Origin of the sequence: Agromyces ramosus, assembly GCF_030817175.1 — a bacterium.
Lineage (GTDB): Bacteria > Actinomycetota > Actinomycetes > Actinomycetales > Microbacteriaceae > Agromyces > Agromyces ramosus_A.
This window is the reverse complement of record NZ_JAUSYY010000001.1, coordinates 3,999,888-4,012,902: the sequence shown is the minus strand read 5'-3', so window position 1 is coordinate 4,012,902 and position 13,015 is coordinate 3,999,888. Positions and strand designations below refer to the sequence as shown.

The 13,015-nt window shown below is 68.4% G+C and carries 12 protein-coding genes and 1 pseudogene; 10 read left to right on the top strand and 3 right to left on the bottom strand.

What is annotated here, in order from left to right:
- The 10 genes and pseudogenes from QFZ26_RS18795 to QFZ26_RS18750 form a co-directional block, all read left to right on the top strand.
- A pseudogene (locus tag QFZ26_RS18795) lies at window positions 1-1,200 on the top strand (ATP-binding cassette domain-containing protein); the annotation flags it as partial.
- A 4-nt stretch (window positions 1,201-1,204) separates the two neighbouring features.
- Window positions 1,205-3,136 (top strand): excinuclease ABC subunit UvrC, encoded by a 1,932-nt coding sequence (gene uvrC / locus QFZ26_RS18790; protein ID WP_307044860.1) that lies wholly within the window; start codon window positions 1,205-1,207, stop codon window positions 3,134-3,136.
- 37 nt (window positions 3,137-3,173) lie between these two features.
- Complete coding sequence (rapZ, locus tag QFZ26_RS18785) at window positions 3,174-4,046, top strand: RNase adapter RapZ (RefSeq protein WP_307044858.1); 873 nt, start codon at window positions 3,174-3,176, stop codon at window positions 4,044-4,046.
- 39 nt (window positions 4,047-4,085) lie between these two features.
- Window positions 4,086-5,066 carry a DNA-binding protein WhiA gene (whiA, locus tag QFZ26_RS18780; RefSeq protein WP_307044856.1) on the top strand — a complete coding sequence of 327 codons (981 nt, stop codon included), beginning with the start codon at window positions 4,086-4,088 and terminating at the stop codon, window positions 5,064-5,066.
- Window positions 5,067-5,224: 158 nt separating this feature from the next.
- Window positions 5,225-5,851 (top strand): superoxide dismutase, encoded by a 627-nt coding sequence (locus tag QFZ26_RS18775; protein WP_307044854.1) that lies wholly within the window; start codon window positions 5,225-5,227, stop codon window positions 5,849-5,851.
- A gap of 93 nt (window positions 5,852-5,944) precedes the next feature.
- On the top strand, window positions 5,945-6,949 hold the full coding sequence (gene gap, locus QFZ26_RS18770; protein WP_307044852.1) for a type I glyceraldehyde-3-phosphate dehydrogenase: 1,005 nt from the start codon (window positions 5,945-5,947) through the stop codon (window positions 6,947-6,949).
- Between the two features lie 11 nt (window positions 6,950-6,960).
- On the top strand, window positions 6,961-8,175 hold the full coding sequence (locus tag QFZ26_RS18765; RefSeq protein WP_307044850.1) for a phosphoglycerate kinase: 1,215 nt from the start codon (window positions 6,961-6,963) through the stop codon (window positions 8,173-8,175).
- Entirely contained in the window at window positions 8,166-8,954 is a 789-nt protein-coding gene (gene tpiA, locus QFZ26_RS18760) for a triose-phosphate isomerase (protein ID WP_307044848.1), read from the top strand. Before QFZ26_RS18765 ends, tpiA begins: the two co-directional genes overlap by 10 nt.
- Window positions 8,955-9,043: 89 nt before the next feature.
- Window positions 9,044-9,295, top strand: coding sequence for a preprotein translocase subunit SecG (gene secG, locus QFZ26_RS18755; RefSeq protein WP_307044846.1), 252 nt, complete (start codon window positions 9,044-9,046; stop codon window positions 9,293-9,295).
- Window positions 9,296-9,308: 13 nt separating this feature from the next.
- Window positions 9,309-9,674 (top strand): RNA polymerase-binding protein RbpA, encoded by a 366-nt coding sequence (locus QFZ26_RS18750; protein WP_307044843.1) that lies wholly within the window; start codon window positions 9,309-9,311, stop codon window positions 9,672-9,674.
- A 58-nt stretch (window positions 9,675-9,732) separates the two neighbouring features.
- On the opposite strand, the gene pgl is transcribed toward QFZ26_RS18750, so the two are convergent.
- Genes pgl through zwf form a run of 3 tightly spaced genes read right to left on the bottom strand, consistent with a single transcriptional unit; the run spans window position 9,733 to window position 13,002 of the window.
- A complete protein-coding gene (pgl, locus tag QFZ26_RS18745) occupies window positions 9,733-10,503 on the bottom strand; it encodes a 6-phosphogluconolactonase (RefSeq protein WP_307044841.1) in 771 nt (256 codons plus the stop codon).
- Window positions 10,493-11,464: a glucose-6-phosphate dehydrogenase assembly protein OpcA gene (locus tag QFZ26_RS18740; protein WP_307044839.1), complete on the bottom strand. Its 972-nt coding sequence runs from the start codon at window positions 11,462-11,464 to the stop codon at window positions 10,493-10,495. The genes pgl and QFZ26_RS18740 overlap by 11 nt, the downstream gene beginning before the upstream one ends.
- Entirely contained in the window at window positions 11,461-13,002 is a 1,542-nt protein-coding gene (zwf, locus tag QFZ26_RS18735; protein WP_307044837.1) for a glucose-6-phosphate dehydrogenase, read from the bottom strand. The genes QFZ26_RS18740 and zwf overlap by 4 nt, the downstream gene beginning before the upstream one ends.
- Window positions 13,003-13,015 lie beyond the last annotated feature (13 nt).

The window sequence follows — 13,015 nt, the reverse complement described above, 5'->3', positions numbered from 1 at the left end:
CGCACCGCCGACTGGATCGTCGACATCGGCCCCGGGGCGGGCGTGAACGGCGGCACCGTGGTGCACTCGGGCAGCTACGCCGACCTGGTGAAGAACACCCGATCGCTCACCGGCGACTACCTCGCCGGGCGCAAGGAGATCCCGACCCCCACCCATCGGCGGCCCATCGACCGAGACCGCATCATCACGGTGCACGGGGCGGAGGCGAACAACCTCCGTGGCGTCGACGTGGAGTTCCCGCTCGGCACCTTCACGGCCGTCACCGGGGTGAGCGGCTCCGGTAAGTCCTCGCTCGTGAACGACATCCTCTACCGCGTGCTCGCCAACCGGCTGAACGGGGCACGCAAAGTGCCCGGCAAGCATCGCCGTGTCACAGGCCTCGACCAGCTCGACAAGGTCGTGCACGTCGACCAGGCCCCGATCGGCCGCACCCCCCGTTCCAATCCGGCGACCTACACCGGCGTCTTCGACCGCATTCGCACGCTCTTCTCCGAGACGAACGAGGCGAAGGCGCGCGGGTACCTCCCTGGCCGCTTCAGCTTCAACGTCAAGGGCGGCCGGTGCGAGGCCTGCTCGGGCGACGGCACGATCAAGATCGAGATGAACTTCCTGCCCGACGTGTACGTCGCGTGCGAGGTCTGCGGCGGCAAGCGATACAACCGCGAGACCCTGCAGGTGCACTACAAGGGCAAGAACATCTCCGAGGTGCTCGAGATGCCGATCAGCGAGGCGGCCGAGTTCTTCGAGCCGATCTCCGCGATCCATCGCTACCTGAAGACGCTCGTCGACGTCGGACTCGGCTACGTGCAGCTCGGCCAGAGCGCCACCACCCTCTCCGGAGGCGAGGCCCAGCGCGTGAAGCTCGCCACCGAGCTGCAGCGCCGGTCCAACGGCCGCAGCGTGTACGTGCTCGACGAGCCCACCACCGGCCTGCACTTCGAAGACGTCCGCAAGCTCCTCAAGGTGCTCGGCAAGCTCGTCGAGAAGGGCAACACCGTCATCGTGATCGAGCACAGCCTCGACGTCATCAAATCAGCCGACTGGGTCATCGACCTCGGCCCCGAGGGCGGTTCGGGGGGCGGGCAGGTCATCGCCACCGGAACGCCCGAGCAGGTCGCCGCGGTATCGGCGAGCCACACGGGGTATTTCCTGCGCGAGATCTTCGACGCGGCATCCGTGCGCACCGAGGTCGCCAGCTGAATCGATGAGCGACACTGTCCCGTATCGCCCCAAGGCGGGGGAGATCCCGACCTCGCCGGGCGTCTACCGATTCCGAGACGCCGATCGGCGCGTGCTCTACGTGGGCAAAGCGAAGAACCTGCGCGCCCGGCTCTCGAACTACTTCGCGCCGCTCCGCACCCTGCACGAGCGCACGCGCCGAATGGTCACCACCGCGGCATCCGTCGAGTGGACCGTCGTCGCGAACGACGTCGAGGCGCTGCAACTCGAGATCACCCTCATCAACGAGTTCCATCCGCCGTTCAATGTGCGCTTCAAAGACGACAAGTCCTACCCCTACCTCGTCGTCACGCTCGCCGACGAGGCACCTCGGGCGATGGTGTCGCGTCGCCGCGGCATCCCCGGTGCACGGTACTTCGGTCCGTATCCGAAGGTCTGGGCGGTCAACGAGACGCTCGAGGTGCTGCTCAAGCTGTTCCCGATCCGCACCTGCAAGGACTCCGACTACAAGCGCGCCATGGCGAGTGGCCGGCCCTGCTTCGCGGGGCAGATCGGGCGCTGCTTCGGTCCGTGCTCGATGCAGGTCACGATCGAAGAGCACCGAGAGAACGTCGAGCGGTTCGTCGCCTTCATGCAGAATCAGGACCGCCGCATCATCGGCGAGCTGACGCAGCAGATGCGGGCGGCAGCGGTCGTGCAGGACTACGAGACCGCGGCGCGCCGGCGCGACCAGATCCAGGCGGCCGAGTCCTTCTTCGAGAAGAGCGCGGTGGTGCTCGGCGACGCGGTCGACATCGACGTGTTCGGCATCGACCACGACGAACTGTCGGCTGCGGTGCAACTGTTCATCGTGCGCTCTGGCCGGGTGCGCGGCGTGCGCTCCTGGACCGTCGACAAAGAACTCGACGTGCCGCTCGGCGAACTCGTCGACTCGGTCGTGCAGAACGCGTACCTCGACGACATCCGTCCGCCCGCAGAGGTTGTAGTGCCCGAACTGCCCGACGACGCCCCGGCACTCGAGACCTGGCTCGGCACGCTCGCGGGTCGCAAGGTGCGGCTCCGGGCCGCCCAACGGGGCGACAAGGCGGCACTGCTCGAGACGGCGACGCAGAACGCGAAGCAGTCCCTCATGCTCTACAAGACCCGTCGCAGCGCCGACTTCACCACCCGCTCGCGTGCGCTCGAAGACATCCAAGAGGCGCTCGGCATGTCCGATGCCCCGCTGCGCATCGAGTGTTACGACGTCTCACACCTGAGCGGCACGAACATCGTCGCCTCGATGGTCGTCTTCGAAGACGGACTGCCCCGCAAAGACGAGTACCGCCGGTTCACCATCCCGCAGTCGAGTGATGACACCGACTCCATCCACCAGGTGCTCACGCGACGGCTCGCGTACCTCGTGCGCCCCGAAGCGCCGCCGGTGCCCATCAGCGCCGATGCCGACGCCGACGCCGATGCGCTGAGCCTGGCCGAGGCCGCGGCATCCGAACGGCGCAAGAAGTTCGCCTATCGTCCGAATCTCCTCGTCGTCGACGGCGGGCAGCCGCAGGTCGCGGCCGCTGCGCGCGCCCTCGCCGAGTCGGGCGTCGAGGGAATCTACCTCTGCGGCATCGCGAAGCGGCTCGAAGAGATCTGGACCCCTGACGCCGACTTCCCCGTCATCCTCCCGCGCAACAGCGATGCACTGTTCCTGTTCCAGCGGGTGCGCGACGAGGCACACCGTTTCGCGATCACCCACCAGCGACAGCGCCGCAAGCGCGACATCGGCTCGGTGCTGTCGGAGATCCCCGGACTGGGGCCGGCGCGCGTGAAGGAGCTGCTGAAGCACTTCGGTTCGGTTGCGAGGCTCCGGCAGGCCGATCAATCGGCCATCGCCGAGGTCAAGGGTGTCGGACCCACGCTCGCAGCGACGGTGCATCGCCATCTCCGGGCCGATGGTGCTCCGGCGCCCCGATAGGCTGGGGTGTCGGCACGCGGAAGGGGGCTTCGAGACGATGACGGTTGAAGACGAGCAGGAGATGCTCATCGTGACGGGCATGTCCGGCGCAGGGCGCTCGACCGTCGGCAACGCACTCGAAGACCTCGGCTGGTACGTCGTCGACAACCTGCCCCCGCAGATGCTCCGCCCGCTGGTCGAACTCGTCGAGCGTGCCGGTGCCTCGCTGCCGCGCATCGCCGCGGTCGTCGACATCCGAGGCCGCGACTTCTTCTCCGAGCTCCGTGACATCATCCAAGCGCTCCGTACGGGCGTGAACGTGCGGGTCGTGTTCCTCGATGCGACCGACGCGGTGCTCGTCCGCCGCTTCGAGTCCGTGCGCCGTCCCCATCCGCTGCAGGGCAACGGCACCCTCCTCGACGGCATCGGCGCCGAGCGAACCCGCCTCGCCGAGCTTCGCGAGGCGAGCGACATCGTCGTCGACACGTCCGACCTCAACATCCACCAGCTCGCGACCCTCGTGACCGACACCTTCGCCGAGGCCGGGCGCGCGGGTCTCCGCGTCACGCTGCAGAGCTTCGGCTTCAAGTACGGCCTGCCGACCGACTCCGACCTCGTCGCCGACACGCGGTTCCTGCCGAACCCCTTCTGGATCCCCGAACTGCGACACCTCACCGGCGAGGACGCCGCGGTGTCCGAGTACGTGCTCGACCAGCCCGGCGCGCGCGACTTCATCGACTCCTACGCCAAAGCGCTCGAACCGGTGCTCGCCGGCTACCAGCGCGAGAACAAGCGGCACGCGACGATCGCGATCGGATGCACCGGCGGCAAGCACCGCTCGGTCGCGATGGCCCGCGAGCTCGGCGAACGCATCGCGGCCATGCCCGGTGTCGTCGTGAGCGTGAAGCACCGCGATCTCGGCCGCGAATGACGCGGCACCGCAACATGATGATGAGAGATGGGACTTGAGGTGGCATTGACCGCGGACGTGAAAGAAGAGCTGGCGCGGATCGAGGTCTCGAAGACGAGTGTGCGCATCGCCGAGCTCGCCTCCGTGCTTCGATTCGCCGGCGGCCTCCATATCATCTCCAATCGCATCGCCATAGAGGCTGAGGTGGACTCGCCGACGATCGCACGACGCGTGACACGCGACCTCGGTGAGATCTACGGCGTGCGACCCGATGTCTCCGTCGTCTCCCCGTCGGGGGCGCGTCGCGCCAACCAGTACCTCGTGCGCATCCTCGACGGCGGCGAGACGCTCGCGCGGCAGACCGGACTCCTCGACGCCCGTCGACGACCGGTGCGCGGCCTCCCCAACAAGCTGACCACGGGCTCTCGCGACGAGGTGGCCGCCATCTGGCGGGGGGCGTTCCTCGCGCAGGGGAGCCTCACCGATCCCGGACGATCGGCCGCCCTCGAGGTCACGTGCCCCGGCAACGAGACCGCGATGGCGCTCGTCGGCGCGGCTGGCAGGCTCGGCATCTCGGCGAAGGCCCGCGAGGTGCGAGGCGTGCACCGCGTCGTGATCCGCGACGGAGAGGCCATCAGCGCGATGCTGGCCGCGATGGGCGCGACCGGCACCGTGCGCAACTGGGAAGAGCTGCGGCAACGGCGCGAGGTGCGCGCGACCGCGAACCGCCTCGTGAACTTCGACGACGCGAACCTCCGGCGTTCCGCCCAGGCCGCGGTCGCGGCGTGCGCCCGCGTCGAGCGCGCGATGGAGCTGCTCGGGGACGACATCCCCGACCACCTCAAGTACGCCGGTCAACTCCGCCTCGCGCACCGTGAGGCGAGCCTCGATGAGCTCGGCCACTACGCCGACCCGCCGATGACGAAAGACGCCGTGGCCGGGCGAATTCGGCGCCTGCTCGCCATGGCCGACAAGCGCGCCGGCGACCTCGGCGTTCCGGGCACCGAGGCGAGCCTGCCGGCCGATCTCGACGACGTCTGAGCCGCTGCAGGCGGCCTCCGTGTTGCAGCATCCGTCACACGGCGTCAACCCCGCGACCGCCAGCCGTACCGATGTCGCGCCGGGCATAGACTCGAACGGCAGCCGCGGAACTCCGGGCAGACACCCGGACGCCCCGGCGCATCTGACAAGGAGAAGCAATGGCTGACTACACCCTCCCCGACCTGCCGTACGACTACTCGGCGCTCGAGCCGTCGATCAGCGGCACCATCATGGAGCTGCACCACTCGAAGCATCACCAGGCCTACGTCACGGGTGCGAACACCGCGCTCGCGCAGCTCGCCGAGGCCCGCGATTCCGGCAACCTCGCCAACGTCAACAAGCTCGAGAAGGACCTCGCGTTCAACCTCGGCGGCCACGTCAACCACTCGATCTTCTGGACGAACCTGTCGCCCGACGGCGGCGACAAGCCGACCGGCGAACTGGCCTCGGCGATCGACGACCACTTCGGCTCCTTCGACAAGTTCCAGGCGCACTTCACCGCCACGGCACTCGGCGTGCAGGGCTCCGGATGGGCCGTGCTGGCCTGGGATTCGATCGGCCAGCGCCTGATCATCGCCCAGTTCTTCGACCAGCAGGGCAACCTGCCCGCAGGCATCGTGCCGCTCCTCATGCTCGACGTGTGGGAGCACGCCTACTACCTCGACTACAAGAATGTGCGCGCCGATTATGTCAAGGCGTTCTGGAACATTGCGAATTGGGGCAACGTGCAGAAGCGCTTCACGGCCGCACGCGAGAAGACCTCAGGGCTGCTGCTACTGTCATAGCGGATGGTGTCCCCGGACCCGTCCGGGGACACCGCCGTCCGATCAGTTCACCTTGAAACCGCGCACTCGCGCACCGTCAAACAGGAGACATCCGTGTCTGTAAAGATCGGCATCAACGGCTTCGGCCGCATCGGCCGCAACTACTTCCGTGCCGCCCTTGCGCAGGGCGCAGACCTCGAGATCGTCGCGGTCAACGACCTCACCGACAACAAGACGCTCGCCCACCTCCTGAAGTACGACTCGATCGCGGGCCGACTCGATGCGACCGTCGAGTACGACGACGACCACATCATCGTCGACGGCAAGGCCATCAAGGCGTTCGCCGAGCGCGACCCCGCGAACCTCCCGTGGGGCGACCTCGGTGTCGACATCGTCATCGAGTCGACGGGCTTCTTCACGAAGGCGGGCGACGCCCGCAAGCACCTCGACGCCGGCGCGAAGAAGGTGCTGATCTCGGCACCCGCGACCGACGAAGACGCCACCTTCGTCATGGGCGTCAACGAGCAGGACTACGACACCGAGCGTCACCACATCATCTCGAACGCCTCGTGCACGACGAACTGCCTCGCGCCGCTGGCCAAGGTCTTCAACGACGCGTTCGGCATCGAGCGCGGCCTCATGACGACCGTGCACGCATACACGGCCGACCAGAACCTGCAGGACGGCCCCCATAAAGACCTCCGACGCGCGCGCGCCGCAGCGGTCAACATCGTTCCCACCTCGACGGGTGCCGCGAAGGCCATCGGCCTCGTACTGCCCGAGCTCGTCGGCAAGCTCGACGGCTTCGCGCTCCGCGTTCCCGTGCCCACCGGCTCGATCACCGACCTCACGGTCACCTCCTCGCGCCCGGTCACGGTCGACGAGGTCAAGGCGGCGTACAAGGCCGCTGCCGAGGGTCCCATGAAGGGCATCCTCAAGTACACCGAAGACGAGATCGTCTCGAGCGACATCGTCGGCGACGCGCACTCGTCGATCTTCGACGCGGGCCTCCTGCGCGTGCTCGGCGACCAGGTGAAGCTCTCGAGCTGGTACGACAACGAGTGGGGCTACTCCAACCGTCTCGTCGACCTCACCGTCTACGTCGCCGATCGTCTCTGAGCCGAGCTGACGTGACCCTGCGAACGATCGATTCCCTCGGTCCGCTCGCCGGCAAGCGCGTCGTCGTCCGGTGCGACCTGAACGTCCCCCTACGGGACGGGGTCATCACCGACGACGGCCGCGTGCGGGCGTCGGTCCCCACGCTCGACGCACTCGTGCGTCAAGGGGCCCGCGTGATCGTGGTCTCCCACCTCGGCCGTCCCGAGGGCGCGCCCGAGCCGAAGTACAGCCTCGCCCCCGTCGCGGCACGCCTCGGCGAGCTCATCGACGCTCCCGTCGCATTCGCCACCGACACGGTGGGTCCCGATGCCGCGGCGAAGGTCGGAGCCCTCGGCGACGGCGAGGTGCTCGTCCTCGAGAACCTCCGGTTCAACCCGGGCGAGACCTCGAAGAACGAGGCCGAGCGCACGGCGTTCGCCGGCGAGCTCGCCGAATTCGCAGACGCGGTCGTCTCCGACGGCTTCGGCGTCGTGCACCGCAAGCAGGCGAGCGTCTATGAGCTCGAACAGCTGCGCCCGAGCGCCGCAGGCGTCCTCATCGCCGCTGAGCTCGAAGTGCTCGACCGCCTGACCGAGACACCCGAGCGGCCCTACGCGGTGGTGCTCGGCGGGTCGAAGGTCTCCGACAAGCTCGGCGTCATCGCGCACCTGCTGCCTCGTGTCGACTCGCTCCTCATCGGCGGCGGCATGCTCTTCACCTTCCTCGCGGCACAGGGCCACAAGGTCGGCTCGAGCCTGCTCGAGGCGGACCAGATCGAGACGGTGCGCGGATACCTCGACGAGGCCGCCGAGCGCGGCGTCGAGATCGTGCTTCCGACCGACGTCGTCGTGGCCGCGTCGTTCTCAGCCGACGCCGAGCACGTCGTGACGGCCGCCGACTCGATCGAGGAGACGCCCTTCGGGGCATCCGGCCTCGGCCTCGACATCGGACCCGAGACCGCAGCCGAGTTCGCACGCCGTGTTCGCGAGTCGCGCACGGTGTTCTGGAATGGCCCCATGGGCGTGTTCGAACTCGCCCCGTTCGCCGCCGGCACCCTCGCGGTCGCCGAGGCGCTCACCGAGGTCGAGGGCCTGAGCGTCGTCGGCGGCGGCGACTCCGCCGCTGCGGTTCGCCAGCTCGGATTCCCAGACGACCGATTCGGTCACATCTCGACGGGCGGCGGCGCGAGCCTCGAGTTCCTCGAGGGCAAGAAGCTCCCCGGACTGGAGGTCCTCGGATGGCAGTGAAGCGCACCCCGTTCATCGCAGGCAACTGGAAGATGAACCTCGACCACCTGCAGGCGATCGCATTCGTGCAGAAGCTGGCCTGGAGCCTCGCCGACGCGAAGCACGACTTCGCCGAGGCCGAGGTCGCGGTGTTCCCGCCGTTCACCGACCTCCGCTCGGTGCAGACGCTCGTGTCGGCCGACTCCCTGCCGATCGGCTACGGAGCCCAAGACGTCTCTGCGCACGACTCCGGCGCGTTCACGGGCGAGATCTCCGGTGCGTTCCTCGCGAAGCTCGACTGCCGGTACGCGATCATCGGACACTCCGAACGTCGCACGCTGCACGGCGAGTCCGACACCGAGGTCAACGCCAAGGTCAAGGCGGCGCATCGCCACGGCATCGTGCCGGTGGTCTGCGTCGGCGAGACCGCCGACGACCTCGAGGCGCACGGTCCGAGCGCCGTGCCCGTCGCTCAGCTCCGGGCCGCGCTCGACGGTGTCGACGGTTCGAGGGGCATCGTCGTCGCGTACGAGCCGGTGTGGGCCATCGGGTCGGGCCAGGCGGCGACGCCGGCGCAGGCCGAGCAAGTTGCCGCCGCGTTGCGTTCGGTCATCGCCGAACTGCTCGGCGATGACGTGGCCGAAGCCACCCGGGTGCTCTACGGCGGATCGGTCAAGGCAGCGAACATCGCGTCGTTCCTCCGGGAACCGAATGTCGACGGCGCGCTCGTCGGCGGCGCGAGTCTCGACATCGACGAGTTCTCGAGCATCGTGCGGTTCAAGAAGCACGTCGGCGCCTGACCCGGCTCTATACGCCGCTGTCTCCGGCCAGTGTGCCGTTATACTGATTGTCGGCCCGACCCCCTGCGTCGTGCCCGGAAAGGTTCACCGTGGAGATTCTCCAGGTCGTCCTGCAGGTGCTGCTCGGTCTCACGAGCCTCCTGCTGACGCTGCTCATCCTGCTGCACAAGGGCCGCGGTGGCGGTCTGTCCGACATGTTCGGCGGTGGCGTCACGTCGAGCCTCGGTGCGTCGGGCGTCGCTGAGCGCAACCTGAACCGCATCACGATCATCCTCGCGCTCGTGTGGATCACCTGCATCGTGGTGCTCGGCCTCATCACCAAGTTCGACGTCGGAATCTGACAGGGGAACGACGATGGCATCAGGAAACAGCGCCATTCGCGGGTCGCGCGTCGGCGCAGGCCCCATGGGCGAGCAGGATCGCGGCTTCCACGCCGATCGTGTCGCAGTGAGCTACTGGGACGCGCAGGGCAACGAGACCGTGCGCTACTTCGCGGCGAGCCTGCCCGACGACGAGATCCCCGACATCATCGACAGCCCCTCCACGGGGCTGCCGGCGGGCCGCGACCGCGAGAACCCGCCGTCGGTCTCGAAGCTCGAGCCGTACAAGACGCACCTCGCGTACGTCAAGGAGCGCCGCACCGACGAAGAGGCAGCAGCCCTGCTCGACGATGCGCTCACGCAGTTGCGCACCCGACGCGGACAGCTGAAGAAGGACTGAGGCTCGTTCGCATGTGAAAAGGGACGGCCCGAGGGCCGTCCCTTTTCGCGTACCCGGGTCAGTAGTCGCGGGCGATGAGGGTCTCAGGTACTTCGGCAGCCGCGTCGCCGTCGACGAAGAACACGGTGCGCTTGCGGCCCTTGATGCCGGCGACGGGTACTTCGTCACGGCTCGCGCCCGCGAGGGCGAGGCCCAGCGCCGAGGCCTTGTCGGCACCGGCGAGGACGAGCCAGATGCGCTGCGAGGCGTTGATGACCGGTCGCGTGAGGCTCAGGCGCTCTGGGGGCGGCTTCGGCGAGTTGCGTACTGGGATCACCGTGCGGTCGGTGACCTGGATGCCGGAGCGGTGCGGGAACAGTGAGGCGATGTGCCCGTCGGGGCCCACGCCCAGGAAGGTGATGTCGAAGATGGGGTGGGGGAGCCCGTCGACGCCGTGCTGCGCGAGCTCTGCGGCGTACGCCTCAGCCGCTTCGTCGAGCTCGAGCCCGCCGTCGGAGGCCGGGAACGGGTGGACATTGCCGGCCGGCAGCTCGAGCGAATCGAGCAGCGCCGTGCGCGCCTGCTCGTCGTTGCGTTCCGAGTCACGGGCTGGCACCCAGCGTTCGTCACCCCACCAGAAGTGCACACGCGACCAGTCGATGGTCGTGCGGGCGGGGGAGGCGCCGACGGCCTCGAGCACGGCCGCGCCCATGCTGCCGCCGGTGAGCACGACGTGAGCGACGGCCTGCGTGTCGAGGATGTCGAGCATCTTCGTGATGAACCGTGCGGCCACCGACCCGGAGAGTGCGCCCTTGTCGGGGTGGACGAGCACTCGGCGTTCATTCGTCATGCGTGACCTCGCCATCATGGCCTGCGTCGAGCAGGGCGCGCAGCCCGCTCGTGATGACTTCACCGTACAACTCATCGGGGTCGAGGCGCCGAAGTTCGTCGGCGAGGCAGTCACGCAGGTTGCGGCGTGGCAGGGCGAGGTCGTGCACGGGCTGCCCGGGCTGTCGGAGCGTCGCGACACCGGGGACGTCGCGCACGAGCTCGACAGCACCGCTCGCACGTTCCAGGCGAACGCCATGGATCCCGTGGGACCCAGCCTCGACGCTCGTGAGCTCGTACTCGGTCGGAGCGGAAAGCTGGAGGTGGAGCCACGCGGCGAGCAGCGTCGTCGAGGGTGAGTCGATCGCGCCGGTGACCCGCACTCCGGTGACCGACTCGTAGGGCGGCTGATCGAGCACTGCAGCCAGTTGGGCGCGCCAGAGGGTGAGACGCGTCCACGCGAAGTCGGCGTCACCGGGCGTGTAGCTCGTCGCGAGCGCCTCGAGGGCCGCTTGCGGATCGGGCTGGGTCGAGGCGTCGGTGATGCGCCGGTGCGCGATGCGCCCGAGCGCCGACCGGCCGGGCACCTCCGGCGCGGCGCCGGGCCACCACGTGACCACGGGCGCATCGGGCAGCAGCAGCCCCATCACGAGGCTCTCCTCGTCGAGGGCGGCATCGCCCGAAGCGCGGAGTACGATGACCTCGCTCGCGCCGGCATCACCGCCGACGCGGATCTCCGCGTCGAGTCGGGGCGGCGCGGCCGAGCGCTCGGCTCCGGATTCGGTGGAGACGACGATCACGCGCATCGGATGCTCGCGCGAAGCGTCGTTCGCGGCCTCGATCGCCTCCTCTTCAGCGCCGGGAGTGGTGGCGATCACGAGCGTCAGCACACGCCCGAGGGCGACCACGCCGCCCTCTTCGCGAATCTTGACGAGGCTCTTCGAGACCTGGCTCGTCGTCGTGTCGGGCAGGTCGACGATCATGGCCGCCTCCAGCTTCGTCCGTCGCGTTGCAGGAGCTCATCGGCGGATGCCGGCCCCCAGGTGCCGGGGCGGTACTGCTCGGGCTGCCCCTGGGTCGCCCAGAACTCCTCGATCGGGTCGAGGATCTTCCACGAGAGCTCGACCTCCTCCTGGCGGGGGAACAGCGGCGGGTCGCCGAGCAGCACGTCGAGAATGAGGCGCTCATACGCCTCGGGGCTCGCTTCGGTGAAGGCGTGCCCGTAGCCGAAGTCCATCGTGACGTCACGCACCTGCATGCCGGCACCCGGCACCTTGGACCCGAAGCGGATGGTCACGCCCTCGTCGGGCTGCACCCGGATGACGAGCGCGTTCTGCCCGAGCTGCGAGGTCTGGCTGTCGGCGAACACCTGCTGGGGCGCGCGCTTGAATACCACGGCGATCTCGGTGACTCGGCGGCCGAGCCGCTTTCCGGCCCGGAGGTAGAACGGCACACCCGCCCATCGGCGTGTGCCGATGGTCAGCCTCATCGCAGCGTACGTCTCGGTTGTCGACTCGGGGTTCATGCCGTCTTCGTCGAGGAAGCCGATGACCTCTTCGCCACCCTGCCAGCCGCCCGCATACTGTCCGCGGGCGGTGCCCGTCGCGAGGTCGTCGGGCAGGCGCACCGCGGCGAGGATCTTCTCCTTCTCGGCACGGAGGTCGCTCGCCTCGAAGGAGATGGGCTCCTCCATGGCGGTGAGCGCGAGCAGCTGAAGCAAGTGGTTCTGGATGACGTCGCGTGCCGCGCCGATACCGTCGTAGTAGCCGGCGCGTCCGCCGACGCCGATGTCCTCGGCCATCGTGATCTGCACGTGGTCGACGTAGTTGGCGTTCCAGATCGGCTCGTACAACTGGTTGGCGAAGCGCAGCGCCAGGATGTTCTGGACCGTCTCCTTGCCGAGGTAGTGATCGATGCGGAACACCGCGTCGGGCGGGAACACCGAGGCCACGACGTCGTTCAGCTCGCGCGCGGTCTGCAGGTCGGACCCGAACGGCTTCTCGATGACGACACGGCGCCACTGGCCGTTGCGCTGTTCGGTCAGGCCCGATCGCTTCAACTGCTCGGTGACCACCGGGAACGACTTCGGCGGAATCGAGAGGTAGAACGCATGGTTGCCCATGGTGCCGCGCTTCTGGTCGAGCTCGGCGACCACCGTGCGCAGGCGATCGAACGCGTCGTCGTCGTCGAAGTCGCCGGGAACGAAGCGGATGCCCCGGGCCAGCTGCTTCCAGACGTCTTCACGGAACTCGGTGCGGGCGTACTGCCGCACCGAGTCGTGCACGACCTTCTCGAAGTCCTGGTCGGCCCACTCGCGTCGGGCGAAGCCGACGAGGGCGAAGCCGGGCGGGAGCAGCCCACGATTGGCGAGATCGTACACGGCGGGCATCAGCTTCTTGCGTGACAGGTCGCCTGTGACGCCGAAGATGATCAGGCTCGACGGGCCCGCGATGCGGTTCAGTCGATAGTCCTTCGGAGAACGGAGGGGGTTGTGCTGCGCGGTGATCGCGGCGGGGTGCATGCGATTCCTTCCG

Coding starts and splice junctions, on each gene's coding strand:
- tpiA (WP_307044848.1), top strand. CDS start 8,166: ATGGCAGTGAAGCGCACCCCGTTCATCGCAGGCAACTGGAAGATGAAC.
- QFZ26_RS18750 (WP_307044843.1), top strand. CDS start 9,309: ATGGCATCAGGAAACAGCGCCATTCGCGGGTCGCGCGTCGGCGCAGGC.
- zwf (WP_307044837.1), bottom strand. CDS start 13,002: ATGCACCCCGCCGCGATCACCGCGCAGCACAACCCCCTCCGTTCTCCG.
- QFZ26_RS18775 (WP_307044854.1), top strand. CDS start 5,225: ATGGCTGACTACACCCTCCCCGACCTGCCGTACGACTACTCGGCGCTC.
- pgl (WP_307044841.1), bottom strand. CDS start 10,503: ATGACGAATGAACGCCGAGTGCTCGTCCACCCCGACAAGGGCGCACTC.
- rapZ (WP_307044858.1), top strand. CDS start 3,174: ATGACGGTTGAAGACGAGCAGGAGATGCTCATCGTGACGGGCATGTCC.
- uvrC (WP_307044860.1), top strand. CDS start 1,205: ATGAGCGACACTGTCCCGTATCGCCCCAAGGCGGGGGAGATCCCGACC.
- QFZ26_RS18740 (WP_307044839.1), bottom strand. CDS start 11,464: ATGATCGTCGACCTGCCCGACACGACGACGAGCCAGGTCTCGAAGAGC.